Source organism: Erythrobacter sp. LQ02-29, from assembly GCF_022576075.2.
GTDB lineage: Bacteria > Pseudomonadota > Alphaproteobacteria > Sphingomonadales > Sphingomonadaceae > Alteriqipengyuania.
The window spans coordinates 2756468-2780145 of sequence record NZ_JANCNT010000001.1; the positions used below are offsets into that span (position 1 = coordinate 2756468).

A 23678-nucleotide genomic window follows, 5' to 3' on the forward strand; every position below is an offset into this window, starting at 1 on the left:
GCGTCTTTAAAGCATGGTGGCGGCAATTCAATAGACCGCGCGGTGAACGCCGGGTGAAGGAAGGTTCAGAGCTCCACCCCCATCGCGCTGCCGTAAAGGCGGCGATAGGCGTCGATCATCACCTTCTCGTCGAATTGCTTCTGAGCGCGCTCGCGATTGGCGGCACCGATCGACTTGCGCAGCGCAGGGTCCCGCGCCAGCGCCGACAGAGCCCCGACCAGCGCGGGCTCGTCCCCGGCAGGTGCGATGTAGGGTGCATTCGCATCGGCCACCATCACGGGAATATCCCCCACCGCCGGGGCCGCGACCGGCACGCCCGCCGCCATCGCCTCGACCACGGACAGAGGAAACTGCTCGGTGTCCGATGAAAGCGCGAAGATGTCGAACAGGCCGACATACTTCTCCGCCTCGGGGACGAAGCCGGGCATGTGCAGGCGATGGCCGATGTCGAGCCGCTCCGCCTCGGCACGGATCGCGTTCTTCTCCGGCCCGTCCCCGACGATCACCAACTGCCAGGTGTCGGGCAGCGCGGCGAAGGCCCGCACCAGCAGGGGCAGGTTCTTGACCGGGCGCAGCCCCGCCATGGTGCCGACCCAGAATTCGCCATCGCGCTTGATCACGCCGGGCAAGGCATCGGCGCGCGGGCGCTTCGCGAAGGCACGGGCCGGCACGCCATTGGGGATATGCTTCACCCGCCCCATCGGCTGGTCCCACCGCTCCAGCGCGATCCCTTCCAGCACTTCGGACGCAACCACCAGTCCGCTGGTCTTCCCCAGAGCCAGCTTGCGATAGATGTTGCGCCGCGTTTTCAGGCGCTTGCGCTCGTCTTCGTTGAAACCGTCTTCATGATGGATCAGCGGGGGCAGACCCAGCCGGTCGTGAAACAGCGTGTGGGCCATCGGCCCGTCCATCGCGCCCCAGTTGTAGGTCAGCACGAGGTCGAAGGATTTCATCTCCTCCGCGATCGCCCACAGTCGCCCGGGCATTGGCGCGCCTTGCAACGAAGGGAAATCGTCCGGAAAATCGACCTTGATCTCGCGCGCGATATGCCCGGCAGCGTCCAGTTCGCCCGGCACCCCGGATACGATGGTGTGCCGCAGCTTCGGGCCGAAGGCGTTGATCAGGCGGACGCTGCGCAGCTCCTTCTCCCCGGCGGCGAAGGAGGAATGAAGATGCAGCACGCGCGGCAGGCTGGGCACGGAGGGCGGCCTCATGGAACCTGCGCCACCCACGGGTCGATTGCGGCGCGCGCCTCCGCCTCGTCGAGCAGCGGCGCATGCCCGACATCGGGCACCGTCACTACGTCCAGCCGGGGGTTGCGCCGGGCCATCGCCGCCGCGGTATCGGCGGAAAGCAGGTTCGAGAGCCCGCCGCGCACCAACAAAAGCGGGATATCGCCCAGTGCGTCGAACGCTGGCCACAGGTCGGGCTGGTCACCCTCCGCCTCGTTCGTATCGCGAAACGGCTCGGCGATCGCCATGTCGTAATCGTAGCTGATGCGGCCGTTCTGCAGCAGGACCATGGTCCGCTTGGCCATCGCCAGCCAGTCCTCGGTCTCGAACGTCGGATGCGATCCGCCGTGCAGCTCGCGCAGCGCACGCGCCGCGTGCATCCAGGTGGGAAAGCTGCGCCCCTGCCCGACATAGCCCCGGATCGCCTCCAGCCCCGCAGGCTCCAGCTCGGGCCCGATGTCGTTCAGCACCGCGCCCGCCATCAGGCCCGGATTGCGCTGGGCCAAGAACATGGTGACGAGGCCGCCGAGCGACGTGCCGATTGCGGCGACGCGGTCGATCCCCTGCGCTTCCAGCAATTGCTCGACATCCTGCGTGTAGCGCAGCGGCTGGTAGCTCCCCGCATCTTCGGCATAGGCGCTGGTCCCGCGCCCCCGGAAATCCGGCACGATGACCCGGCGTCCCCCGGCCAGATCGTCGGCAAGCCCGGCGAAGTCGCGCGCGTTGCGGGTGAGGCCGTGCAGGCACAGGACGGGAACCTTGCCTTCGTCCCCCGGATAATCGCGATAATGCAGCTTCAGCCCGTCGTCGCTCGTCCAGAAGCGATCGGCATAGGGGTGGTCCATCGCGTTGTCGTGCCCTTCGCTTGCGCGGATCGTCGCTTGCGCCGATGGGCGCCCGTCTCCACTATCGCGCGATGCGCTTCGATCCGCAACCCGCGAGCTATCGCCCCGATCCCGCCATCCTTCCCCTGGCACCGTGGCTGGGCGATCCCGTCGAGGCTGCGACCTTCCCGCGTCACGATCTGCGGTTTCGCAACGACCGCTGGGCACGGGCGGTCGGGCTGGCGGAGCTGTCGGACGCGGCATGGGTAGACCATTTCGGGCGGTTCGCGCCGCTGTCCGACAATCTCCCCCAGCCGCTGGCCCTGCGCTATCACGGCCATCAGTTCCGCGTGTACAACCCGGAAATCGGGGATGGGCGCGGCTTCCTCTTCGCGCAGCTGCGCGACGGGGACGACCGGCTGCTCGACCTGGGCACCAAAGGTTCGGGCCGCACGCCGTGGAGCCGCACCGCCGACGGTAGGTTGACCCTGAAGGGTGCGGTGCGCGAAATCCTGGCGACCGAAATGCTGGAGGCGCTGGGCGTATATACCTCCAAGACGTTCAGCGTGGTCGAGACGGGCGAGGAACTGGTGCGCGGCGACGAACCGTCGCCTACCCGGTCCGCCGTAATGACCCGCCTCAGCCATGGCCATATCCGCATCGGCACCTTCCAGCGCCTGCTGGTGCTGGAAGAACGCGATCACACCCAGCGGCTGGTGGATTACTGCCTCGAGCATTTTCCCGGCCCTACCCCGCCCGAAGACGCGCCCGATCGTGACAATCCGGCGGTGCGGCTGCTGCACCAAGTGGTGGAGCGGCTCGCCGATCTGGCCGCCTCGTGGATGGTCGCCGGCTTCGTCCACGGCGTGCTCAACACCGACAACATGAATATCTCGGGCGAGAGTTTCGATTACGGGCCGTGGCGCTTCCTCCCGAAATGGGAGCCCGGCTTCACCGCCGCCTATTTCGACCAGCAGGGGCTGTACGCCTTCGCCCGCCAGCCGGAGGCGGTGCAGTGGAACCTCGGCCAGCTCGCCATCGCGCTGCGCCCGCTTTGCGACGCGAAGCCGCTGGTCGCGGCGCTGGATCGATTCGGTCCGCTCTACACTGCCGCCCTGGCGAAGCGGTGGTGCTGGCGACTGGGCGTGGCACCGCGCGGCGAAGATGCGGACGCGCGTCTCGTTTCCGCGTGCGAGCGCGCCATGCGCGAGGATGGATCGCAGCCCGACGCCTTCTTCCATCGCCATCGCGGCGGGCGCAACGCCAACGATGAACTGGCGGAAGCTTTGCAAGGCTACGCCGCAGTCGAGGACGAGGCCGAATACTGGTCCGACGACAGGCCGGAGACGATGGTGATCGAGGAAGTCGAACGGATCTGGGCAGCCATCGACCGCCACGACGACTGGACCGCGCTGACCGGCAAGATCGCCGCGATCCGGCGGATGGGCGCGGCACATGGCGAGCCGCCGGTGCCCGTCGGTCACATCAGGCGGGATCGCACATGACCCCTCTGCCGTTGGGCTATTTTGACGCGGGTGAAGTTCCCGCTAGAAGCACCATCTCGGTCGCTCGGACCGGGCAAATCGGCAGGATGTGAGAGAAGGGCGGACCGCGAGTGTCGGACAACACGATCGTTTCCTTTAACCCGGCGACCGGAGAGGAATTGTGGCGTAGCGCCCCTGGGGACGTCGAAGGCGCGGTGGCGAGCGCGCGCGCGGCATGGCCCGGCTGGGCGTCCAAGCCGCTGGCCAACCGGATCGAGTTCATGCGCCGCTTCGTCAACGAAGTCCGCGCCGCCGGCGACGATTTCGCGAAGCTGATCGCCCGCGAGACGGGCAAGCCGCTGTGGGAAGCCCGTACCGAGGTGGACGCGGTGATGGGCAAGGTCGAAGTGTCGATCTCGGCCTATGCCGATCGCACTTCGCAGCGCAAATTCGACTCCGCGCTCAACGGAACCGCCGCCGTGCGCCACAAGCCGCATGGCGTGATGGTGGTGCTGGGCCCTTACAACTTCCCTGCGCACCTGCCCAACGGCCATATCGTGCCCGCCCTGATCGCGGGCAATTGCGTGATCTTCAAGCCGAGCGAGAAGACCCCGGCGGTGGGCGAGATGCTGGTCCGGCTGATGCACCGCGCAGGCGTGCCGGAGGACGTCGTGCAGGTGTTGCATGGCGGCCCGGCAGAGGGGCAGGCGCTGGTCGCGCATGACGATGTGGACGGCATCCTGTTCACCGGGAGCGCGCAGGCGGGCATCGCGATCAATCGCAAGCTGGCGACCAATCCGGGCAAGATCGTCGCCCTGGAGATGGGCGGCAACAATCCCATCGTCGTCACCGACACCCCGCTGGTGCCGGATGCGGTGGCGCTGATAATCAAGTCCGCCTTCACCACCGCCGGGCAGCGCTGCACCGCGGCACGGCGGCTGATCGTCGTCGACAGCATGTACGAGAAGCTGATCGAGGCGTTGCAGGCGGCGACCGACCGGCTGATCGTGGGCGAACCCTTCGCCGAACCGCAGCCGTTCATGGGCTGCGTGATCGACAACCGGGTGGCGGACCAGCTGGTCGAGAGCTTCCTTTTCCTTCTTTCCAATGGCGGCCGGGCGATCCGGCACATGGTCCGGCCAGACGATGCGCTGCCGTTCCTGAAGCCGGCGATCATCGACACCACGGCGGTGGAGGACCGGCCCGACGTGGAGCTGTTCGGCCCGCTGCTGCAAGTCATCCGCGTGCCCGATCTCGATGCGGCAATCGCGGAGGCCAACAACACCCGCTTCGGGCTTTCGGCCTCCCTGGTGGGCGGCAGTCCGGAGGATTACAATCGCTTCTGGGCCAGCATCCGCGCGGGCATCGTCAACTGGAACCAGCCGACCAACGGCGCGTCGTCCAAGGCACCGTTCGGCGGTATCGGCCTGTCCGGCAATCACCGCCCGGCGGCCTATTACGCGGCGGATTACTGCGCCTATCCGGTCGCGAGCAGCGAGATGGAGCAGCCGCGCGCCTCGCTCGGCGTGGGTTTTCGCGACAGCTAGTCGCGGAGCGGTGCCGAGGCGCTATCGAACCCGCCGACGATCAGCTCGCCGCGGATAATGCCCCCCGAATCGGTCCACGCGAACAGGGCAGCGATGCGATTCGCTTTCCGGCCGAGCAGGACCATTAATGCTGCGAACAGGAGCGGGGCGAAGCGCATCGGCCCGCCAGTACCCGCCGAGAGAGAAGATTTCGATGCCACCCAAAGGTTTGGAGGTGCCCCCGTTCCCGAAGGATACGAGGACACCTCCCGCGGCTTGGTGGGGTACCGCGCCACGTCCCCGCCGAGACGGGACCGCAGATGGGCGACCGGCGAATCGCACAAGCGACCGCCCGCCGTTGATGTTCATGTATATGGGCACCTTCCTTAACGAAGTTCGATTAACCCGTTCATATTTCATTCGCTTGCGCGGACAATTGCGCTTGCCTAGGGCGCGGCGATGAACGGCGAGGAAAACACCCCCACTCCCTCCGGCCTTCCGGCCGCCTTGGGGGCCTATATCATATGGGGTTTCCTGCCGCTCTACCTGATCCTGGTGAAGAGCGTCCCGCCGTTCGAGTTCGTCGCGTGGCGCATCGTCTGGACCCTCCCGATCTGCCTCGCCATTGTCGCGTTCCGCCGCCAGGGGCCGGACGTGCGCGCCGCGATGGGGGACGGCCGGGTCATCCGCATGTTGCTGGCCAGCGCGACGCTGATTGCGATCAACTGGGGCACCTATGTCTGGGCGATCCAGATCGGGCACGTCTATGCCGCTAGCCTGGGCTATTACATCAATCCGCTGGTCAACGTCCTGCTGGGCACGCTGCTGCTGAAGGAACGGCTGAGCCGCCTGCAATGGATTGCCGTCGCAATCGCCGGATGCGGCGTCGCGATCCTCGCGGCGGGGGCGATCACCACGCTGTGGGTCAGCCTCACGCTCGCCTTCAGCTTCGGCACCTATGGCCTGATCCGCAAGCGGGTGGAGGTCGGCTCCCTGCCCGGCCTGACCATAGAGAGCGCGCTGCTGCTGATCCCCGCCGTCGGCGTCACGCTGTTCTACGGCCTCGGGCCGCAGGGATCGAGCTTCCTGCGCACGCCCGCGCTCAGCCTGTCGATCATTCTCGGCGGGTTCCTGACCGCGATCCCGCTGCTGATGTTCGCGATCGCGGCGCGGCGGATGAGCTATTCGACGCTCGGCTTCATCCAGTTCCTTGCCCCCACGATCGTCTTCATCCTAGGCCTCACCGTCTTTCACGAGGAGCTGCACCCGGCGCAGGCCGCCAGCTTCGGCCTGATCTGGGTCGCGCTGGCGCTGTTCGTGTGGGACATGTGGGCGCGCGGACGCCGGGCTAGGCCAGCCGCCACCCGAGCGTAGCGCCCGCGTGGAAGGGGACGAGAGCCTCCCCGCCCGCCTCGATCGTGTCGGGTACGGTGGTTGCCACCCGCTTCAGCGTGACAGTGCCTTCGTTCAGCGGCAGGCCGTAGAAGCGCGGCCCGTGCTCGCTGGCGAAGCCTTCCAGCCGATCAAGTGCGCCCTCCTCTTCGAACACGGCGGCGTAGCTTTCGAGCGCGAAGGGCGCGTTGAAGATACCCGCGCACCCGCAGGCGCTTTCCTTCGCATGGCGGGCATGCGGGGCGCTGTCGGTGCCGAGGAACATCTTCGGAGAGCCCGAGGTCGCCGCCTTGCGCAGCGCCAGCCGATGCGTCTCGCGCTTCGCCACCGGCAGACAGTAATTGTGCGGCTGGATACCGCCCACCAGCATCGCGTTGCGATTGATGTGGAGATGCTGCGGCGTGATCGTCGCAGCCACGCTCTCACCCGCACCCATCACGAAATCGACCGCGTCCGACGTGGTTATGTGTTCGAACACGATCTTCAGTTCGGGCAGCCGCGCGTGGAGCGGCGCAAGCACGCGCTCGATGAACACCGCCTCCCGGTCGAACACGTCGATCTCGCCATCGGTCACCTCGCCGTGAACGCACAACACCATGCCGATCGCAGCCATCCGCTCGAACACCGGTTCCAGATGCGCGATGTCCGTCACCCCGTGGGCGGAGTTCGTCGTGGCGTTGGCGGGATAGAGCTTCGCCGCGGTGAATACTCCCTCGGCGTGGCCCGCCGCCAGTTCGCCTGCGTCGGTCGCGTCGGTGAGGTAGCACGTCATCAGCGGCGTGAAGTCGCTGTCGGCGGGCAGCGCGGCCATGATCCGGTCGCGATAGGCGGCTGCCTGCGCCGCAGTGGTGACCGGCGGGGCGAGATTGGGCATCACGATCGCCCGGGCGAACTGGCGCGCGGTATATTCGGCCACGCCGCGCAGCATGTCGCCGTCGCGCAAATGGACGTGCCAGTCGTCGGGGCGGCGGATCGTCAGGCTGTTCGAATCGGACATGCTAATCCTACACGATGGAACACATGGAACAGTGTCCTGGGGCGAGAAAACAGGGCAAGCGCGCGCCGGTCCGATCGCATGGGAACGGTGTCGTCTGCTGGGCTGGACCGGCGCGAAACATGGCCGCCCCCATGGCACAAACGGCGCGGGTAGGACAGGCGGCGCGCGGTCCGGGCTTGATTTGCGGCGCGGATACGCCAGCTTGATCATCATGCCTGCAAGCCATTTGTCGCATCGCACCGTGGTCCGCGTTTCCCCGCAGGAGGATGGCGAGGACGTCGTCGGCTTCCTCCAGGGCCTGCTGACCAACGATCTGTCGGGCGCGTTGCCCGTATATGCCGGGCTGCTGAGCGCGCAGGGCAAGACGATGTTCGACATGATCGTGTGGCCGGGAAAGCCGGGCGAACTGCTGCTCGATTGCGAGGCGGACCAGGCGGACGAGCTGGTCAAACGCCTGTCGCTCTATCGCCTGCGCCGCAAGATCGCGATCGCCCGCGACGACGGAGTGGGGGTCCACTGGCAGAAGCAGCTCGGCGATGGCGGCGCGCCCGACCCGCGACTGGGCGATCTGGGCGAACGCTGGCTGTCCCCCATCACCGGCGAGGAGCAGGCGGCGGACGAGGAATGGCGCGCGCATCGCCTGTCGCTGGGCGTGCCGGAGGGGCAAGCCGAACTCGGCGACATCCTGTGGCTGGAGACGAATGCCGTCGAACTGCACGGCGTGAGTTTCGCGAAGGGCTGCTATATCGGGCAGGAAAATACCGCGCGGATGAACTGGCGGCAGAAGGTCAACCGGCGGCTCGTCGTCGTGCCCTCGGGCTCGGTCGAGGAGAAGCGGGTCAAGGCCGATTATCCCGACCTGCAATTGGCCGTCGCCCATCTGCGCGTGGACGATATCCCGCGCGAGCATGTCCCTGCCTGGATGACGCTGGAAGCGCCCGGAGGCTAGCGCTCGGTTTCCAGCTTCGCCTGCTCCAGCGAGGCGGTGACGAAGCTTTCGGCCAGATCGCGCGCGGTGCCCTCCGGCAGTTTGAGCGAGCGGGCAAGCGGTTCGCCCAGCAGCGAATGGCCCAGCGACAGCAGCACCACCGCAAGCGTTGCCGCGCGCGCGGCCTGCGACCCGCCATCCGCGCTGCCGGTCGGCTCCACCCGGTCCACCAGCGCGTGGATCGTCTCGACGAAGGGCTCGATCGCATCCTCGTGCCCGGTCGCAAGCATCCAGCTGACCAGCGCGCCCCCGCCCTCCCGGTCGAAAGCGTCGAAGGCTAGGTCGACGATCTCGCGCGGGGAGCCGATCCCGGCGCGGCTGGCATGTACCGCCTCTGCGATACTCTCGCACACGGTCGCGGCGAGATGTTGCGCCAGCGCCCGCTGCAGACCCGCCGCCGAGCCGAAATGGTGCAGCAGATTGGCATGCGTGCGCCCGACCCGCGCGCCCACCGCCTTCAATGTGACAGCTTGCGGCCCCGCCTCGATCAATAGGCTGCGCGCCGCCTCCAGCGCGGTCGCGCGCGATTCCTCGGGCGTCAGGCGTTTGCGGTTTCTCATGGGGCGCGGTGGTAGTGCGACGAACGAACGCTCGCAAGCGGCGCGCCGTGCGGATGCTGCTTCACCCTATTGACATTAATGTAAGTAAGGGTTAGCTACATGGAAACGGAAAAGGGTTTTCGAACCATGAACGCACAGACACACGATTTTGCCACAGACCACACGATCACCGTTCGCGACGAGCGGTTCAATCGCGAAAGCAAGCCTTCGCGCTGGTGGGCCGGCGAACCGTTCGGCACCACCTGGCACAACGCGCTGTCGGGCACTTTCCCGCGCGGCGAGGCCTTCTTCATCGAGTCGGTGAAGGGGTTTCGCGAAGGGGCCGATCCCCAGCTGGCAGCCGAGATCCGCGCTTTCGTGAAGCAGGAAATCAACCACACGCGCGAACACGTCGCCTTCAACCGCCTCGCGGCCGATTCCGGTTACGACATGGCGCGCATCGATCAACGAACGGGCGAACTGCTGGCCCTGACCAAGGGTCGCCCCGCCATCGCCAACCTCGCCGTCACCATGGCGCTGGAACACTACACGGCGATGATGGCGCACGAATTCCTCGCCAACCCGCAGCATTTCGCGGACTCCGACGAAGAGGTGCGCGCCATGTGGCAATGGCACGCGGTCGAGGAAATCGAGCACAAGGGCGTGGCGTTCGACACCTGGAACCACGCAACGCGCGACTGGAGCGGCTGGCGCCGTTGGCGCGTGCGGTCGCTGGTGATGCTGATGGTCACCGGTCGCTTCTTCAAGAACCGCTGGATCGACACGATGGACCTGCTGGCGCAGGACGGCATCACCGGATGGCGGGCCAAGAGCGGCCTGCTGAAATACCTGCTGGTCAAGCCCGGCGTGATCCGGCGGATTTTCCCGGCCTGGCTCGCTTATTTCAAACCAGGGTTCCACCCGTGGGATCACGACGATCGCGCGCTGATCGGGAAGTACGAAGGCGACTACGAAGCCGCGTTAATGCCGGCGGAGTAACACCCCGCCGGCTTTTGTCTCAGGCGGCGGCCCGCATCTGGACGGTCGGGTCGCCGTCTTCATCCGCGCCGATCGGAGAAAGCTCGATGGCGTAGCGACGCGTCGGCACCCTGCGCCCCCGCGCGAGGCAGGCGGTATTGCCGAGCTCGCCCGTACGCCGGAAGCCGGCTTTCTCCAGCACCCGTCCCGAGGCGGGGTTATCCAGGAAATGCGCCGCAACGATGCGCCGGTGGCCGAGCATCTGCGCCACCTGGAGCACGCCGCGCGCGGCCTCGGGGGCGTAACCCTTCCCCCAATGCCGCTGCGCGATCCAGTAGCCCAGTTGCACCTCGCCCGTATCGGGTTCGATGCCGAGGCCGCACCCGCCGATCAGCCCTTCGCCCGGCAATTGGACGACGAACCCAGGTACGCGCATGGCGAAGCGGCGCGCATCCTCCCCGCGATAGGGCCATGGCGCAGTCGACAGATTGCGAACGATGGATTCGTTCGCAATCGCTGCGTGAAGCGCCTGCCAGTCTTCGGGAAATGTCGGCCGCAGGAACAGCCTGCTCGTCCGGTGGAACATCGCTCGTACTCCCTCGTGCGCGCACCGGGCTCCTATTCCGGCGGCGTTACCTCGTGATGGCTTGCGTGTTGCAAGCCGGTGAAACAGAGGGAGAAACGACAAGAGGGAGACGGGTCGGCCCCATCTCCCTCTTCGTCTGCCGGTGCATCAGCCCGGCTGGGACCGTCCCGTCTGGACGATCCCGTTAGCGAACCGTCCGGTTATTCCGCGGCTTCCGCCTGCATGTCGACCGATACGAATTTGCGGCCGAGCTTGCCCGAATGGAATCGGACGATGCCGTCGGTCAGCGCGAACAGCGTGTGGTCCTTGCCCATCCCGACATTGCTGCCCGGATAGAACTTCGTCCCGCGCTGGCGCACGATAATGTTGCCGGCAACCACGTCCTGGCTGCCGAACTTCTTCACGCCGAGGCGACGGCCGGCTGAGTCGCGACCGTTGCGGGAGGAGCCGCCTGCTTTTTTATGTGCCATGGTTGCTGCTCCTTACTTCTCGTCGGTGGCCGGCTTGGCGGCCTTCTTCGGCGCGGCCTTCTTGGCAGGCGCCTTGTCGTCTGCGGCCTTGGCCGGGGCGGCGTCCTTCTTGGGCGCGGCCTTCGTTGCCTTGGGCGCGGCCTTCTCTTCCGAAGTGTCCTTCGTCGGAGCGGCCTTGGTCTCGGCCTTCGGAGCCGCGTCCTGCTTCGCCGCGGCCTTCTTCTCCGCCTTCGAATCGCCGACCGCGGTGATGCGCAGCAGCGTCATCTGTTGGCGGTGGCCGTTCTTGCGGCGATAGTTGTGGCGACGCCGCTTCTTGAAGACGATGACCTTCTCGGACTTCGCCTGCGCGATGATTTCGGCGGACACGGTCACCTTGCCGGCTTCCGACATCTGCTCGCCGTCGCCGGCCAGCAGGACATCGCCCAGCGTAACGGTGTCGCCGGCTTCGCCAGCGAGCTTCTCGACCGCGATCTTGTCTCCGGCGGCAACCCGGTATTGCTTGCCGCCTGTGCGCACTACTGCGAACATGGGTTTCAACTTCCAATCGTATTGCTGTGCCGATCCCGCTCTTCGGAAACGGCGCGGCCGGGGGCCAGCCACAGGCAGGCACCCCGAAAGATGGGTGCCGTTAAGGGAAGCATCGGCCGAAGTCAACGCCTGCGGCGGATCTGCCGGACAAAAATCCGCCACCGCGCACCGCTCCCGACTGGCACCCGCGCGCCTGCATGATATGGGGAGGCACGATGATCCGCAAGTTCGCTACCTCCCTGAGCCTCGCCCTCATACTGTCCGCCTGCGCCTCCAGTGGCGATTTCCCCTCGCTGGCGATTCGCGATGCGGAGCGGGCGGAGGGGCAATTCGCGGCGCCTGAACCCGCGCCACCGCCGCCGCTGCCCGCACCGCTCAGCGCCGACATGACGCAGCGGCTGGCGCAGATCGTCGACCAGGCGCAGGCGGCGCATACCGATTTCACGAAAGCGCTCCCCGCTGCCAAGCGACGCATCGCAGCGGGGCTGCGCGCCGCCAATGGCACCGATGCGCGCGGTGACGCGCTGGTCGCGCTCGCGGACCTCGAATCGATTCGCACCCGCACCGCGGTGCCGCTGGCCGATATCGACATCCTCTACACCGACGAGGCCGTGCGCGGCGATTTGCGCGATGCAGTGGTCGAGGCGCGCGCGACCGTCACCGACCTGATTGCGCAGGAAGATGCGGCGCTGGCGAAGCTTTCGGGCGGGGGCGCCTGATGCCCGATTGCATACACTGCCCCGTCCGCGAAAGCGCCGCCTGCGCGGTGCTGGAAGAGGACGAACGCGAGGCCCTGGCGCGCAGCGGCCGCAACCTGACCGCGCAGCGCGGCGAGACGGTCTTCGCTGCCGGGGACGAGAACACCGCCTGTGCCACGCTGGTGTCAGGCGCGCTGAAGGTTCGCTCCGTCGATCCCGAAGGGCGCGAACGAATCCTCGCACTGATCCACCCCGCGGGGTTCGTGGGCGAGATGTTCGCGCCCTTCGCCAGCCACGACATCGTCGCACTGACCGAAAGCAGGCTTTGCGTGTTCGGGCGCGGCGCGATGGAGCGCGCGATCGAAGACCACCCCGCCCTCGCCCGCGCATTGCTGCGCCGCTCGCAAGCCGCGCTGCACGAAAGTCGCAGCCTGCTGGAAATGACGGCCCAAGGCCGGGCGGAGGCCCGTCTGGCCGCGCTGCTGCTGGATTTCGCCGCCGCAGCGAGTCATTCGCCCTGTCACGGGACGGAGCGGTTCGACCTCCCCCTGTCGCGCGGGGACATCGCCAATTTGCTGGGCCTGACGATCGAGACGGTCAGCCGAAAGATCGGCGCGTTCGAAAGCGAGGGGTCGATCCGGCGCGAAGGGCGGCGCGGGATCGAACTGCTCGACCCCGCGCAACTTGCCGAGATAGCCGGGCGTTAGACCAACGCGGCGATCGTCACCACGGTCAGCCCCCAGGCCACGATCAGCACCGGCAGGATCAGCATCTGGATCGTCGCGTCGCGTGCCTTCAGCCGCCCCGTGGCGGTCATGATCCCGCGATCGCCGAACTGGCGCCAACGCAGGGCGGGCGTGCGGCTCTCGTCCGGCGCGAGGCGGGTCCAGATGGTCGGAACCGCGAACCCGGCGACGATAAACAGGGCGAAGATCGCCATCGGGATCGCCAGTTGCGGGCTCGCGAAACCGGTCGCCATCACGCCGAGGAACCCGAGATAGAGCCCCACCGTCGCCATGTAGAGGCGGCGCGGCAGTTCGAAGCTGCGATCGACCACCGTCGGCGCGTGCGGCGGCGCGACGATTTGCGCGTTACCCTGCAGAAGCTGCTGTTCGATCCGTTTCGACATGACCTGTTCTCCTTTGTCCGGAGACGGTTATGCCGCGCCTGTCCCGCGCCGTGTTTGATCCCGATCAAATCCGTTCAGGAATTATCCCAGCGGGCGCGATCGGCATGGTCGGCATCGCGCGGTTCGATCCAGTGCCAGCCGCCCTCCTCGCCCGAGCCGCGCCGCTCGCGCTTCCAGAACCATGCCGCGCCTTTCAGATGGTCCATCGCGAAATCGACCGCCTCGAACGCACCGCGGCGATGCCGCGCGGCGGCGGCGACCAGCACGATCGCTTCGCCCGGCCGCATCATGCCGACGCGGTGCCAGGCGAGTAGGCCGTCGAGCGAGAACCGCTCCAGCGCCTGCGCCGCGAGATCCTGCATGCCTGCCAATGTCAGCGGCTCGTAATGCGTGAGCTCGAGCGCCTTCACATCCTCGCCGGGTCGCACCTTGCCGACGAAGCTGGCGACGCCGCCTGCGTCCGGGTGCGCGGCGGTGAAGCCCGCCAGCGCTTCCCCGACCGACAGCCCCTTCTTCAGCACGCGCACATCGGCGGGGGTGGCGATAGAGAGCCTAGCCACCGGAGACCGGCGGCAGCAACGCGACCTCGTCGCCGTCCTGCGCGTTCAGCTGCGTCTTGTCGGAAAGTACGCGCCCGGCGCAGGCGACGTTGACGCGGTCGTCGCGCAATTGCCCGGCGATCTCTGGACCGACCATCGCGAGCAGCCGCTCCCAGTCTAGCGGCGCGTCGACCTGCCGCTCGGGCTCCCTTGCCAGGTCGCGCAAGGGACCGAGGAACACCACAGTCACCGCCATCTCAGCCGCCGGTCACCGACATGTGGCGATCTAGCGTAGGCGCTTCGCCTTCGCCGATACGGAAATCGTGCCGCTCCGGCTTGATCGCCATCGCGGTGTCGAGCGCATCGGCCAGCCGCGTCTGCGGATCGTCGGAGCGCAGCGCCGCACGCAGGTCGACTCGTTCCCCGCCGCCGAGGCAGGGGAACAGCTGCCCGGTCGCGGTCACGCGGATGCGGTTGCATCCGGCGCAGAAATTGTTCGAGAGAGGGGTGATGAGCCCAATCCGCCCGCCGGTCTCCGCCACCTCGAAATAGCGCGAGGGTCCGCCGGTGGTGTGGCTGGACGGGGTCAGCGTGAACCGCTCCGCCAGCCGATCCTCCACCGCAGCGAGCGGCAGGTAATGGTCGACCCGGTTCTCATCCACCTCGCCCAGCGGCATTGTCTCGATCAGGGTGACGTCGTGCCCCTCTCCGTGTGCCCACGCGACGATGTCGGGAATTTCCGCGTCGTTCACGCCCTTCATGGCGACGGTGTTGAGTTTCACTTTCAGGCCCGCCGCCTTGGCCGCGGCGATCCCGCCCAGCACCTGCGCCAGCGCGTCGCGGCGCGACAGCCGCTGGAACGTCTCGCGGTCGAGCGTGTCGAGCGAAATGTTGATCCGCCGCACCCCGCCATCGGCCAGCAACTGCGCCTTGTCGGCCAGCTGGGTCGCGTTGGTGGTGAGCGTCACCTCGTCCAGCTCCGCCCCGACATGACGGCCCAGCGCGCGGACGAGATCGGTCACGTCGCGCCGCACCAGCGGCTCGCCGCCGGTCAGGCGGATCTTGCGCACGCCGCGTTCCATGAAACCGCGCGCCAGATCGTAGCATTCCTCCAGGCTGAGGATGTCCTTGCGCGGCAGGAACTGCATGCGTTCAGGCATGCAATAGGTGCAGCGCAAATCGCACCGGTCGGTCACCGACAGACGCAGATAGGTGATGCGGCGGCCGAAGGTGTCGATCAGGGGTGCGGGTTCAGCCATTCAGACCAGATGGGTTGCCCGCCCCGAAGCCGTCAAGCTCGAGATACTGCCCGGTGATGCCCGGCGCGTCGGCGAGGAAGGCACAGGCGGCATCGATCGCGGCGGGATCATCGCCCGCGACGATGTTCACCCGCGTATCGGGATAAGCGCGGGCGAGATCGCGCGCGGCGGCACGGCGCCAGTCGGCATGATCGAAGGGAGCGGGAGCGAGCACTATGGTGAGAGCGCCCGCCCCGCCGCTTAGTTCCGCGCGAGCCTTCGCGGCCCATTCGCCATGGAACCGGGCCGCGGCATCGAGCGCGTGTTCGCCCAGCATGCCGACCTGCATGACCACGGCGTCCGCCATATCAACGCCGCTCGCGCGTCAGGGTAATGCCGATCTTCTCGTTCGCGGTGGCGATGGCGAGTTTGACGATTTTCACCGTAACCGCCTTCACCCGCTGGTCCTGCAGCAGCAGCGTCTCGCAGATATGATCCGCCACCGCTTCGATCAGCTTGAAATGCACGCCCTCAGGCAGCGCCCCGGTCGCGGCGAATTTCAGATCCATGTAGTTCTTGCTGTCCGCCAGCGGAGTGTCGGGATCGTAGCGATCCGCTACCTTGTAATCGACCGCGATGGAGATGCGCAGCGGCTGCGGCTTGCCCGTCTCCTCCGAATAGATCCCGGTCAGGACATCGGTTTCGATATCGTCGAATTGCAGGGTCAGCGAATCGGCCATCAGTGGCTTCTAGCCCGCATTGCGCCAGCGCGCGAAGATCGCCGTGGGCAGCAGTCTGGCATCCTCGCCCTGCTCCTGAACCGCCAGCTCGCCGTGCTCGACCACGCCGGGCATGTTTGCGAACAGCTCCGCCAACAGGCCACCGAGTGCAAGACTGCTCATCCGGACGGCATAGACGGTCAGGAACAGAAAGCGGCTGTCGGGATCCAGCAACCGGCGGCAATCGGCGACCAGGGGGCCGAGCCCCTCCTCGATCCGCCACGTCTCGTTCTTCGGCCCGCGCCCGAATTTCGGCGGGTCGAGGATGATTCCGTCATAGCGGTTGCCGCGCCGGACCTCGCGCGCGGCGAACTTGGCCGCATCGTCCACCAGCCAGCGGATCGGGCGATCCTCCATGCCGGAGGCGAGCGCGTTCTCGCGCGCTTGGGCGACCGATTTCTTGCTCGCATCGACATGGGTAACGGGGCCGCATTCGCTCAGCGCCAGCGTGCCGACGCCCGTATAGCCGAACAGGTTCATCGTCTGCGCATCGGGCTTGCCCTTCAGCGTTCCGCGCATCCAGTCCCACACCGGAGCCATGTCGGGGAAGAAGCCGAGATGGCGGAAGGGGGTGCACTGCGCGGTGAAGCGCGCCTCGCGCCAGGCCAATGGCCAGCCCTGCTCCGGCACCGCGCGCGACAATTGCCAGCGCCCGCCGCCGTCCTCGTCCGCGCCGGGCACGAACTCGCCATCGGCCTGCCAAACCGCCACGCGCGGCGTCCATAGCGCCTGCGGTTCCGGCCGAACGAAGCTGTGGGGGCCGAAGCTTTCCCATTTTCGGCCGTGCCCGCTGTCGAGCAGGCGGTAATCGTCCCACCCCTCGCCAGCCATCAGCACCGGCTCGCGGCGAAACTCGGCCATCAGGCGCTGGGGGTCGCGGTGTCGAGGATATACGCCATCAGCGCGTCGTAATCGGCAGACAGCTCCACGAAGCGCTCCTCGCGCGCGAACAGGTCGCCGATCCGGCTGGGCAGCGCGGGGCGCACGCCGGTCGCCCGCTCCACCGCGTCGCGGAACTTGGCCGGGTGCGCGGTCGCGAGGGTAACGATCGGCACGCCGCTTGGCAGGTCGACCTCGTGCGCGGCATGGAGGGCGATCGCGGTATGCGGATCGATGATCTGGGCGGCGTGCTCGCACGCCCGCCGCATCGCCTGCGCCATCGCGTCCGGATCGGTGCGAACGCTGGTGAACAGCGCCGCCGCCCCGCCGCGCTGCGCATCGCTGAGCCGCATGGCCCGGCTGCCTTCGAACCCGTGCATCTGCGCCGCCAGCGCCGCGCCGTCGCGCCCGCCGCAATCGAACAGCAACCGCTCGAAATTGGAACTGACCTGAATGTCCATGCTCGGCGCGGCGGTGGGTGTGACTTCGCCCGCGGAATAGTCGCCCGACGACAGCGCGCGGTGCAGGATGTCGTTCACATTGGTCGCGACGATCAGGCGTTCGATCGGCAGGCCCATCCGCGCCGCGACATAGCCTGCGAAGACATCGCCGAAATTGCCCGTCGGGACGCTGAAGGCGACCGGGCGCTCCGGCGCGCCGAGCTGGAGTCCGGCGGCGAAATAATACACCACCTGGGCCATCAGCCGCGCCCAGTTGATCGAATTGACCGCCCCCAGCCGAAGGGTGCCGGTCAGCGCGCTGTCGCCGAACATCCGCTTCACCGCGGCCTGCCCGTCGTCGAAGCTGCCGGTGATGGCGATGTTGTGCACGTTGGGGGCGAGCACCGTGGTCATCTGGCAGCGCTGGACGTCGCTGATCCGGCCCGCCGGATGGAGCATAAATATCTCCACCCCGTCGCGCCCCGCCACCGCGTCGATCGCCGCGCTGCCGGTATCGCCGCTGGTGGCGCCGACCAGCGTCAGCCGCTCGCCACGCCGTGCCAGAAACGTCTCGAACAATTGCCCCAGCAATTGCAGCGCGACGTCCTTGAACGCGAGCGTCGGGCCATGGAACAGTTCCAGCAGCCAATGCCGCTCGTCCACCTGGGCCAGCGGCACCACCGCGCTGTGGGCGAAGCGGGCGTAGGCGGTGCGGGTCAGCCCGTGCAGCTCCTCGAAGCTCAGGCTCTCGCCCACGAAAGGATGCATGACCCGTGCGGCTAGCTCCGCATAGGGCAGGCCGCGCCAGGACGCGATCTCTGCGGCCGAGAACTGCGGCCATTCTTCGGGCAGATAAAGCCCCCCGTCGGACGCGAGGCCGGTCAGCGTCACCTGCTCGAAATCGAGCACGGGGGCGGAACCGCGGGTAGAGACGTAGCGCATGGTGGCGCGGGCTTAGCGGCGCGAATCGGGGCGCACAAGAAAGCTAGTCTTGCGGCGGCGCGAGATCGGCCTCATCCTTTTCGCTCTCGCCCTCGCCCCTCGGGCGAATGCTGCGCCGCCGTAGCGCGAGAAGATAGATCACCAGCGCCGTGGCGGCGAAAAAGAACCACTGCCAGGCGTAGGCGAGGTGGTTGTTCGGGATTTCGCCCGGGTCGGGGTGCTGGAGCGGGGAGAGCCCGGCGACAGGCGGATCGGCGACCAGCCGCGGTCCCGGAGCTACGATGCCCGATACCGTACCGCCCGCCCAACTCGGCCCCTCGGGTGCACGGGTCCAGCCCAGCAGCACCAGCGCCTCGCCCCCGTCCGGCAACGCACAGCGCGCGGTCTGTGCCCAGCCCGGCGTACCCTTTGCGGATGTTCCTGCCCGGGCGCTGCTTTCGATGACCCGCGAACATCGCAGGGTGGCGCGGCGATAGAGCGCCTGCTTCGCCGCCGCATCGCTCTCCGGCCACGAGACCGGCTCCCTGATCGTCGCAGCGTCGCGATAGGTGGCGAGCAGCGCCTCCTTCTCGTCCAAGCGGCCCAACTGCCAGAAACCCAGGCCGATCATCGTCGCGACGGCGGCAAGGACCACGATCGTCGGGATTACTGGCACACGGCCCGTCACGGCTCGCGCCGCCCCGCCTCACCGGCGCTGTGTCGATATTCGTTCCGGATCAGCGCGCCCTTGGCCAGGCGAAGCCCGGCGAGCGTCAGAGCGATGCTGAGCGGCAGCCACAGGATCACATGGACCCACCACGGGGGCGAAACCGCGACCTCCAGCCATGCGGCAAGGCCCACGACCAGCGACCCCACGATCAGGATCAGGAACGCGGCAGGGCCGTCGCCCACGTTGAACTGCGAGAAATCAAGCCCGCACGCGCGGCAACGCGGGGCGAAACGCACGATCCCATCGAACAGCGTACGCGCCCCGCAGCGCGGGCAAAGACCCAAAAGGGCAGCCTCGCGCATGGCGGGCTGCCCCCCTTGGTGATCGGTTGCTCGGTTGTCGGGCTCGCCCGGGGTCATCCGTGGATTTCGGCGCCCCAGCCACCCCAGACATAGACGACGACGAACAGGAACAGCCACACGACGTCGACGAAGTGCCAGTACCAGGCAGCGGCTTCGAAGCCGAAATGCTGGCGCGGGGTGAAGTGGCCCAGATAGGTGCGGCGCAGGCAGACGATCAGGAAGATCGTGCCGATAATGACGTGGAACCCGTGGAAGCCGGTCGCCATGTAGAAGGCGCTCGAATAGGTGTTCCCACCGAAGGCGAACGGCGCGTGCGCATATTCGTAAGCCTGGATGCAGCTGAAGATCACGCCCAGGATGATAGTGGCCCACAGCCCCATCTTCAGACCTTCGCGGTCGCCGTTGATCAGCGAGTGGTGCGCCCAGGTCACGGTTGTGCCCGAACACAGCAGGATCAGGGTGTTGAGCAGCGGCAGATCGAACGGGTTCATCACCGCCTCGATCGCCTTGGGCGGCCAGACGCCGTCTACGACCTCGGAAATCTGGCTGGGGAAAAGGGCGAAGTCGAACCAGCTCCAGAACCAGCCGACGAAGAACATGACCTCCGACGCGATGAACAGGATCATGCCGTAACGCATGTGCAGCTGCACCACCGGCGTGTGATCGCCCCGCTGCGCTTCCTTCACGATGTTGGAGAACCAGCTGAAGAAGGTCGCGATCAGACCGGCGACGCCGAGGCCGAGCACGATGTGCCACGCGGCCATGTCGTGCATGAACAGCACCATGCCGCTGGTAAACGTGACCGCCGATACCGAGCCGATGAACGGCCAGATGTCGGGTGCGAGAATGTGGTAATCGTGGTTCTTGGCGCCGGCCATGAAGTCTGTCCTGTCAGCGTGGCGGATAAGGTCTGGCGTTTGCCCTTAGTGCGCCTTTGCCGAACGGTCCAGACCCCCGATAACAGGGAATCGTCGACCGCGCCCCGGTCAGGACGGCTGATCCTTCGCCTCGTGGAAGGTGTAGCTCAGCGTAATCTGCTCCACGCCCTTCATATTGGGGTCGTCGAGCGCCTTGGGATCGACGTAGAACAGCACCGGCATGCGCACTTCCTGACCCGGCTGCAGCGTCTGCTCGGTAAAGCAGAAACACTGGATCTTGTTGAAATAGGGTCCGGCCTGCTCGGGCTCCACATTATAGGTCGCGGCACCCGTGATCGCGTGATCCGAAGTGTTCCGGGCGTAAAAGAACGCCATGTCGCGCTGGCCGATCTGGACCGTATCGGTGGTCTGTTCGGGGCCGAACTCCCACGGCATGCCGCGTGCCACGCTGCCGTCGAAACGGATGGATATCTGCGGAAGGCCGGCGCTTTTCGCCATCTGTTCGGCGAGGACGGCATCGTTGTCGGTCGCGACCTGGGTGGTGCCGGCGAAGCCGGTAACGCGGCAAAACAGGTTGTAGAGCGGCACGGCCGCGAATCCCAGGCCCAGCATGGCGGCGGCCATCGCGAACATCATGATCCCGACCCGCTTGTTGCGGTTCTGAGTCGTGGCCGCGCCCGCCATGCTCAGTCCCCCAGCCGCACGATCGTGATCGCGTAGAACAGGACCACGAAGAACAGCAGCACGCCGCCCAGGGCGTAGTTGCGGCTGCGCTGGCGGCGACGGATCTCGGCTTCTTCCTCGGGGGTCATGTCGGCCTCAAAGATAAGGCGCTGCGACGCGGTCGACAACCAGCGCGGCGAACAGCGCGAACAGATAGACGATGCTGAAGGCGAACAGCCGCTTCTCCGGCTTCATCGCGTCCGGGACCGACGGATCGCGAAACGCGACCGGGATCGACAGCAGCGCGAAGGCCAGCGTCAGCACGAGCGCAACTACGCCGTAGATCGCACCCGCTCCGCCGATATACCACGGTGCCAGTGCGAAGGGCACCAGCAGGATCGAATAGATCAGGATCTGGCGGCGGGTGCTGCGGGCCCCGCGCACGACCGGCATCATCGGAATACCCGCCTTGGCGTAATCGCTCTGCACGAACAGCGCGAGGGCCCAGAAATGCGGCGGCGTCCACATGAAGATGATCGCGAACAGGATCAGCGGCATCGCCGTGATATGACCCGTCACCGCGACCCAGCCGATCAGCGGCGGGAAAGCGCCAGCTCCACCGCCGATGACGATGTTCTGCGGCGTGCGCGGCTTCAGCCAAATGGTGTAGACGATCGTGTAATAAAGGATCGACAGCGCCAGCAGACCGGCGGCGAGCCAATGCACCGCCAGGCCCATCACCATGACCGAGCCCACACACAGCAGCATGCCGAAGCCAAGCGCGTCGCCCTTGACCAGCCGCCCGGCCGGCAAAGGGCGGCCCGCCGTCCGCTTCATCCCCGCATCGATTTCGGCTTCCCACCACATGTTCAGGGCACCCGCCCCGCCCGCGCCCAGCGCGATGCACAGGATCGCGGTGAAGCCGATGATCGGATGAATGGTACCCGGCGCGGCGAGGAGGCCGCACAGGCCCGTGAAGATCACCAGCCGCATGACGCGCGGCTTCGTCAGCGCGAAGAAATCCCGCCAGTCGGCAGGCATCGGGGTGGAGGAAGGAGCGGCTGTGGTCATGCGTTTCGGTCGGCTTGCGCGGCGGCCCCGTCAATAGAGCGACGGCCCGGAGCGGTCAGCCCGGGCCGTCACTGGTGTTTCGTGCGGCCACTCGCCGGGGGCGAAGGACCGGGTTCGGATCAGGCGACCGTAGAACGATGGTCCTGACGGGGCGCGTCGGCGTCGATCACCGGCAGCGTCTCGAACTGGTGGAACGGCGGCGGGCTCGACAGCGTCCATTCGAGCGTGGTCGCACCCTCGCCCCAATAGTTCGGCGCCGCGCGCTTTCCGGCGACGAAGGCGTAGACGAGGTTCACGAAGAATACGCCCATCGACACCGCCATAATCACGTAGCCGACACTGGCGACGTGGTTCCAGTGCGCGAACGCTTCCGCATAGTCGGGGTAGCGGCGCGGCATGCCGTTCATGCCGAGGAAGTGCATCGGGAAGAAGATCACGTTCACGCCGATGAAGAACAGCCAGAAATGGATGTGCGCGAGCACTTCCGAATGCCAGCGGCCGCTCATCTTCGGGAACCAGTAGTAGAAGCCCGCGAAGAGCGAGAACACCGCACCCATTGACAGCACGTAGTGGAAGTGCGCCACCACATAGTAGGTGTCGTGCAGGTTGTCGTCGATGCCGCCATTGGCGAGCACGACGCCGGTCACGCCGCCCACGGTGAACAGGAAGATGAAGCCCAGAGCCCACACCATCGGCGATTTGAACTCGATCGAACCGCCCCACATGGTGGCGATCCAGCTGAAGATCTTCACGCCGGTCGGGACCGCGATCACCATGGTAGCCGCGGTGAAATACATCTTCGTGTTCACGTCTAGGCCGGTCGTATACATGTGGTGCGCCCACACGATGAAGCCGACGACGCCGATCGCGACCATGGCGTAGGCCATGCCGAGATAGCCGAACACCGGCTTGCGGCTGAAGGTCGCCACGATCTGGCTGATCATGCCGAAGCCCGGCAGGATCATGATGTACACCTCGGGGTGGCCGAAGAACCAGAACAGGTGCTGGTACAGGATCGGATCGCCACCACCGGCTGCGTCGAAGAAGGTCGTGCCGAAGTTGCGATCGGTGATCAGCATGGTGATCGCGGCGGCGAGCACCGGCAGCGCGAGCAGCAGCAGGAAGGCGGTGACCAGCACCGACCACACGAACAGCGGCATGCGGTGCAGCGTCATACCCGGCGCGCGCATGTTGAAGATCGTGGTGATGAAGTTGGTCGCACCCAGGATCGAGCCCGCACCCGCAAGGTGGAGCGAGAAGATCGCGAAATCCACGGCGGGCCCTGTCGAACCGCTGGTCGACAGCGGGGCGTAGACGGTCCAGCCGGTCCCGGCACCGAGGCCGGTCGCGTCACCTGGCACGAACATGGAGAACATCAGCGAGCAGAAGCCAGCGACGGTCAGCCAGAACGAGACGTTGTTCATGCGCGGGAAGGCCATGTCCGGCGCGCCGATCATGATCGGCACAAACCAGTTGCCGAAACCGCCGATCATCGCGGGCATGACCATGAAGAACACCATGATCAGGCCGTGGGCGGTGATCAGCACGTTCCACATATGCAGATTGGCCTCGATATTGGCTGTTCCGCCCACCGCGTTTACCCAGAAGCCGAGATACTGGATGCCCGGCTCCGCCAGCTCGGCGCGCATGATGCCCGAGATGCCGCCGCCGATGATGCCCGCGCAGATCGCGAAGATCAGGTACAGGGTGCCGATATCCTTGTGGTTCGTCGACATGAACCAGCGGGCGAAGAAGGACGGCTTATGATCGGCGTGCGAGTGATCGTGATCCTCGGTATGTGCCTGGAAGCCTTCAGCGGTGGTAGCCATGATGCTCTTTCGTTTGGGTATCTGTCAGCGCTATG

General features: G+C 66.7%; 30 protein-coding genes. 7 read left to right on the plus strand and 23 right to left on the minus strand.

Features of this window, described 5'->3' with window-relative positions:
* Positions 1–65 precede the first annotated feature (65 nt).
* Together MKP08_RS13390 and MKP08_RS13395 are read right to left on the minus strand one after the other, a co-directional pair.
* Complete coding sequence (locus MKP08_RS13390) at positions 66–1214, minus strand: glycosyltransferase family 4 protein (RefSeq protein ID WP_241554254.1); 1149 nt, start codon at positions 1212–1214, stop codon at positions 66–68.
* Positions 1211–2077: an alpha/beta fold hydrolase gene (locus tag MKP08_RS13395; protein ID WP_241554255.1), complete on the minus strand. Its 867-nt coding sequence runs from the start codon at positions 2075–2077 to the stop codon at positions 1211–1213. Before MKP08_RS13395 ends, MKP08_RS13390 begins: the two co-directional genes overlap by 4 nt.
* Positions 2078–2148: 71 nt before the next feature.
* On the opposite strand from MKP08_RS13395, the gene MKP08_RS13400 reads away from it, so the two are divergent.
* Positions 2149–3561 carry a protein adenylyltransferase SelO family protein gene (locus MKP08_RS13400; protein ID WP_241555613.1) on the plus strand — a complete coding sequence of 471 codons (1413 nt, stop codon included), beginning with the start codon at positions 2149–2151 and terminating at the stop codon, positions 3559–3561.
* A 110-nt stretch (positions 3562–3671) separates the two neighbouring features.
* A complete protein-coding gene (astD, locus tag MKP08_RS13405; protein ID WP_241554256.1) occupies positions 3672–5087 on the plus strand; it encodes a succinylglutamate-semialdehyde dehydrogenase in 1416 nt (471 codons plus the stop codon).
* Here astD and MKP08_RS13410 read toward each other — a convergent pair.
* Positions 5084–5245, minus strand: a complete 162-nt coding sequence (locus MKP08_RS13410; RefSeq protein ID WP_241554257.1) for a hypothetical protein — start codon at positions 5243–5245, stop codon at positions 5084–5086. The two genes, astD and MKP08_RS13410, sit on opposite strands and share 4 nt — an antisense overlap.
* 280 nt (positions 5246–5525) lie before the next feature.
* Between MKP08_RS13410 and rarD the strand changes: the two genes are divergently transcribed.
* Complete coding sequence (rarD, locus tag MKP08_RS13415; protein WP_241554258.1) at positions 5526–6440, plus strand: EamA family transporter RarD; 915 nt, start codon at positions 5526–5528, stop codon at positions 6438–6440.
* Here the strand turns inward: rarD and pyrC are convergent.
* Complete coding sequence (gene pyrC / locus MKP08_RS13420; RefSeq protein WP_241554259.1) at positions 6415–7455, minus strand: dihydroorotase; 1041 nt, start codon at positions 7453–7455, stop codon at positions 6415–6417. The genes rarD and pyrC overlap by 26 nt on opposite strands.
* A 211-nt stretch (positions 7456–7666) precedes the next feature.
* Here pyrC and MKP08_RS13425 point away from each other — a divergent pair, with 211 nt between their 5' ends.
* A complete protein-coding gene (locus MKP08_RS13425) occupies positions 7667–8404 on the plus strand; it encodes a folate-binding protein YgfZ (protein WP_241555614.1) in 738 nt (245 codons plus the stop codon).
* Here the strand turns inward: MKP08_RS13425 and MKP08_RS13430 are convergent.
* A complete protein-coding gene (locus MKP08_RS13430) occupies positions 8401–9003 on the minus strand; it encodes a TetR/AcrR family transcriptional regulator (protein WP_241554260.1) in 603 nt (200 codons plus the stop codon). The two genes, MKP08_RS13425 and MKP08_RS13430, sit on opposite strands and share 4 nt — an antisense overlap.
* A gap of 126 nt (positions 9004–9129) precedes the next feature.
* Between MKP08_RS13430 and MKP08_RS13435 the strand changes: the two genes are divergently transcribed.
* Positions 9130–9981 (plus strand): metal-dependent hydrolase, encoded by an 852-nt coding sequence (locus tag MKP08_RS13435; protein WP_241554261.1) that lies wholly within the window; start codon positions 9130–9132, stop codon positions 9979–9981.
* Between the two features lie 19 nt (positions 9982–10000).
* On the opposite strand, the gene MKP08_RS13440 is transcribed toward MKP08_RS13435, so the two are convergent.
* The 3 genes from MKP08_RS13440 to rplU all read right to left on the minus strand — a co-directional run bounded on the left by MKP08_RS13440 (position 10001) and on the right by rplU (position 11547).
* Complete coding sequence (locus MKP08_RS13440; RefSeq protein WP_241554262.1) at positions 10001–10546, minus strand: GNAT family N-acetyltransferase; 546 nt, start codon at positions 10544–10546, stop codon at positions 10001–10003.
* Positions 10547–10746: 200 nt separating this feature from the next.
* Positions 10747–11016 carry a 50S ribosomal protein L27 gene (gene rpmA, locus MKP08_RS13445; RefSeq protein ID WP_215227660.1) on the minus strand — a complete coding sequence of 90 codons (270 nt, stop codon included), beginning with the start codon at positions 11014–11016 and terminating at the stop codon, positions 10747–10749.
* A gap of 12 nt (positions 11017–11028) precedes the next feature.
* Positions 11029–11547 carry a 50S ribosomal protein L21 gene (gene rplU / locus MKP08_RS13450; RefSeq protein WP_241554263.1) on the minus strand — a complete coding sequence of 173 codons (519 nt, stop codon included), beginning with the start codon at positions 11545–11547 and terminating at the stop codon, positions 11029–11031.
* 215 nt (positions 11548–11762) lie between these two features.
* Here rplU and MKP08_RS13455 point away from each other — a divergent pair, with 215 nt between their 5' ends.
* Positions 11763–12266 carry a hypothetical protein gene (locus MKP08_RS13455; RefSeq protein ID WP_241554264.1) on the plus strand — a complete coding sequence of 168 codons (504 nt, stop codon included), beginning with the start codon at positions 11763–11765 and terminating at the stop codon, positions 12264–12266.
* On the plus strand, positions 12266–12952 hold the full coding sequence (locus MKP08_RS13460; RefSeq protein WP_241554265.1) for a Crp/Fnr family transcriptional regulator: 687 nt from the start codon (positions 12266–12268) through the stop codon (positions 12950–12952). Before MKP08_RS13455 ends, MKP08_RS13460 begins: the two co-directional genes overlap by 1 nt.
* On the opposite strand, the gene MKP08_RS13465 is transcribed toward MKP08_RS13460, so the two are convergent.
* The 15 genes from MKP08_RS13465 to ctaD all read right to left on the minus strand — a co-directional run bounded on the left by MKP08_RS13465 (position 12949) and on the right by ctaD (position 23643).
* On the minus strand, positions 12949–13374 hold the full coding sequence (locus tag MKP08_RS13465) for a hypothetical protein (RefSeq protein WP_241554266.1): 426 nt from the start codon (positions 13372–13374) through the stop codon (positions 12949–12951). The genes MKP08_RS13460 and MKP08_RS13465 overlap by 4 nt on opposite strands.
* A 74-nt stretch (positions 13375–13448) precedes the next feature.
* Positions 13449–13934, minus strand: coding sequence for a molybdenum cofactor biosynthesis protein MoaE (locus MKP08_RS13470; RefSeq protein WP_241554267.1), 486 nt, complete (start codon positions 13932–13934; stop codon positions 13449–13451).
* On the minus strand, positions 13927–14169 hold the full coding sequence (locus tag MKP08_RS13475) for a MoaD/ThiS family protein (RefSeq protein WP_241554268.1): 243 nt from the start codon (positions 14167–14169) through the stop codon (positions 13927–13929). Before MKP08_RS13475 ends, MKP08_RS13470 begins: the two co-directional genes overlap by 8 nt.
* 1 nt (position 14170) lies before the next feature.
* The gene (moaA, locus tag MKP08_RS13480) at positions 14171–15172 is read right to left on the minus strand and encodes a GTP 3',8-cyclase MoaA (protein WP_241554269.1); all 1002 of its coding nucleotides are present in this window, start codon (positions 15170–15172) and stop codon (positions 14171–14173) included.
* Positions 15165–15518, minus strand: coding sequence for a Rossmann fold domain-containing protein (locus tag MKP08_RS13485; RefSeq protein ID WP_241554270.1), 354 nt, complete (start codon positions 15516–15518; stop codon positions 15165–15167). Before MKP08_RS13485 ends, moaA begins: the two co-directional genes overlap by 8 nt.
* Position 15519: 1 nt before the next feature.
* Positions 15520–15891 carry a dihydroneopterin aldolase gene (locus MKP08_RS13490; RefSeq protein ID WP_215227651.1) on the minus strand — a complete coding sequence of 124 codons (372 nt, stop codon included), beginning with the start codon at positions 15889–15891 and terminating at the stop codon, positions 15520–15522.
* A 9-nt stretch (positions 15892–15900) separates the two neighbouring features.
* Positions 15901–16791 (minus strand): class I SAM-dependent methyltransferase, encoded by an 891-nt coding sequence (locus MKP08_RS13495; protein WP_241554271.1) that lies wholly within the window; start codon positions 16789–16791, stop codon positions 15901–15903.
* Positions 16791–18191: a threonine synthase gene (gene thrC / locus MKP08_RS13500; RefSeq protein ID WP_241554272.1), complete on the minus strand. Its 1401-nt coding sequence runs from the start codon at positions 18189–18191 to the stop codon at positions 16791–16793. Before thrC ends, MKP08_RS13495 begins: the two co-directional genes overlap by 1 nt.
* 43 nt (positions 18192–18234) lie before the next feature.
* A complete protein-coding gene (locus MKP08_RS13505) occupies positions 18235–18858 on the minus strand; it encodes an SURF1 family protein (protein ID WP_241554273.1) in 624 nt (207 codons plus the stop codon).
* Positions 18855–19202 carry a DUF983 domain-containing protein gene (locus tag MKP08_RS13510; RefSeq protein ID WP_241554274.1) on the minus strand — a complete coding sequence of 116 codons (348 nt, stop codon included), beginning with the start codon at positions 19200–19202 and terminating at the stop codon, positions 18855–18857. Before MKP08_RS13510 ends, MKP08_RS13505 begins: the two co-directional genes overlap by 4 nt.
* A 53-nt stretch (positions 19203–19255) precedes the next feature.
* Positions 19256–20080 carry a cytochrome c oxidase subunit 3 gene (locus MKP08_RS13515; protein WP_241554275.1) on the minus strand — a complete coding sequence of 275 codons (825 nt, stop codon included), beginning with the start codon at positions 20078–20080 and terminating at the stop codon, positions 19256–19258.
* A gap of 108 nt (positions 20081–20188) precedes the next feature.
* Positions 20189–20764, minus strand: coding sequence for a cytochrome c oxidase assembly protein (locus MKP08_RS13520; protein ID WP_215227645.1), 576 nt, complete (start codon positions 20762–20764; stop codon positions 20189–20191).
* Between the two features lie 2 nt (positions 20765–20766).
* Positions 20767–20892 carry a hypothetical protein gene (locus MKP08_RS13525; protein ID WP_255750256.1) on the minus strand — a complete coding sequence of 42 codons (126 nt, stop codon included), beginning with the start codon at positions 20890–20892 and terminating at the stop codon, positions 20767–20769.
* Between the two features lie 7 nt (positions 20893–20899).
* Complete coding sequence (locus MKP08_RS13530; RefSeq protein WP_241554276.1) at positions 20900–21814, minus strand: heme o synthase; 915 nt, start codon at positions 21812–21814, stop codon at positions 20900–20902.
* Between the two features lie 119 nt (positions 21815–21933).
* The gene (ctaD, locus tag MKP08_RS13535; RefSeq protein ID WP_241554277.1) at positions 21934–23643 is read right to left on the minus strand and encodes a cytochrome c oxidase subunit I; all 1710 of its coding nucleotides are present in this window, start codon (positions 23641–23643) and stop codon (positions 21934–21936) included.
* Positions 23644–23678 lie beyond the last annotated feature (35 nt).

Coding starts and splice junctions, on each gene's coding strand:
- MKP08_RS13390 (WP_241554254.1), bottom strand. CDS start 1,214: ATGAGGCCGCCCTCCGTGCCCAGCCTGCCGCGCGTGCTGCATCTTCAT.
- MKP08_RS13395 (WP_241554255.1), bottom strand. CDS start 2,077: ATGGACCACCCCTATGCCGATCGCTTCTGGACGAGCGACGACGGGCTG.
- MKP08_RS13400 (WP_241555613.1), top strand. CDS start 2,149: ATGCGCTTCGATCCGCAACCCGCGAGCTATCGCCCCGATCCCGCCATC.
- MKP08_RS13410 (WP_241554257.1), bottom strand. CDS start 5,245: ATGCGCTTCGCCCCGCTCCTGTTCGCAGCATTAATGGTCCTGCTCGGC.
- rarD (WP_241554258.1), top strand. CDS start 5,526: ATGAACGGCGAGGAAAACACCCCCACTCCCTCCGGCCTTCCGGCCGCC.
- pyrC (WP_241554259.1), bottom strand. CDS start 7,455: ATGTCCGATTCGAACAGCCTGACGATCCGCCGCCCCGACGACTGGCAC.
- MKP08_RS13425 (WP_241555614.1), top strand. CDS start 7,667: ATGCCTGCAAGCCATTTGTCGCATCGCACCGTGGTCCGCGTTTCCCCG.
- MKP08_RS13430 (WP_241554260.1), bottom strand. CDS start 9,003: ATGAGAAACCGCAAACGCCTGACGCCCGAGGAATCGCGCGCGACCGCG.
- MKP08_RS13435 (WP_241554261.1), top strand. CDS start 9,130: ATGAACGCACAGACACACGATTTTGCCACAGACCACACGATCACCGTT.
- MKP08_RS13440 (WP_241554262.1), bottom strand. CDS start 10,546: ATGTTCCACCGGACGAGCAGGCTGTTCCTGCGGCCGACATTTCCCGAA.
- rpmA (WP_215227660.1), bottom strand. CDS start 11,016: ATGGCACATAAAAAAGCAGGCGGCTCCTCCCGCAACGGTCGCGACTCA.
- rplU (WP_241554263.1), bottom strand. CDS start 11,547: ATGTTCGCAGTAGTGCGCACAGGCGGCAAGCAATACCGGGTTGCCGCC.
- MKP08_RS13455 (WP_241554264.1), top strand. CDS start 11,763: ATGATCCGCAAGTTCGCTACCTCCCTGAGCCTCGCCCTCATACTGTCC.
- MKP08_RS13460 (WP_241554265.1), top strand. CDS start 12,266: ATGCCCGATTGCATACACTGCCCCGTCCGCGAAAGCGCCGCCTGCGCG.
- MKP08_RS13465 (WP_241554266.1), bottom strand. CDS start 13,374: ATGTCGAAACGGATCGAACAGCAGCTTCTGCAGGGTAACGCGCAAATC.
- MKP08_RS13475 (WP_241554268.1), bottom strand. CDS start 14,169: ATGGCGGTGACTGTGGTGTTCCTCGGTCCCTTGCGCGACCTGGCAAGG.
- moaA (WP_241554269.1), bottom strand. CDS start 15,172: ATGGCTGAACCCGCACCCCTGATCGACACCTTCGGCCGCCGCATCACC.
- MKP08_RS13485 (WP_241554270.1), bottom strand. CDS start 15,518: ATGGCGGACGCCGTGGTCATGCAGGTCGGCATGCTGGGCGAACACGCG.
- MKP08_RS13490 (WP_215227651.1), bottom strand. CDS start 15,891: ATGGCCGATTCGCTGACCCTGCAATTCGACGATATCGAAACCGATGTC.
- MKP08_RS13495 (WP_241554271.1), bottom strand. CDS start 16,791: ATGGCCGAGTTTCGCCGCGAGCCGGTGCTGATGGCTGGCGAGGGGTGG.
- thrC (WP_241554272.1), bottom strand. CDS start 18,191: ATGCGCTACGTCTCTACCCGCGGTTCCGCCCCCGTGCTCGATTTCGAG.
- MKP08_RS13510 (WP_241554274.1), bottom strand. CDS start 19,202: ATGCGCGAGGCTGCCCTTTTGGGTCTTTGCCCGCGCTGCGGGGCGCGT.
- MKP08_RS13515 (WP_241554275.1), bottom strand. CDS start 20,080: ATGGCCGGCGCCAAGAACCACGATTACCACATTCTCGCACCCGACATC.
- MKP08_RS13520 (WP_215227645.1), bottom strand. CDS start 20,764: ATGGCGGGCGCGGCCACGACTCAGAACCGCAACAAGCGGGTCGGGATC.
- MKP08_RS13525 (WP_255750256.1), bottom strand. CDS start 20,892: ATGACCCCCGAGGAAGAAGCCGAGATCCGTCGCCGCCAGCGCAGCCGC.
- MKP08_RS13530 (WP_241554276.1), bottom strand. CDS start 21,814: ATGACCACAGCCGCTCCTTCCTCCACCCCGATGCCTGCCGACTGGCGG.
- ctaD (WP_241554277.1), bottom strand. CDS start 23,643: ATGGCTACCACCGCTGAAGGCTTCCAGGCACATACCGAGGATCACGAT.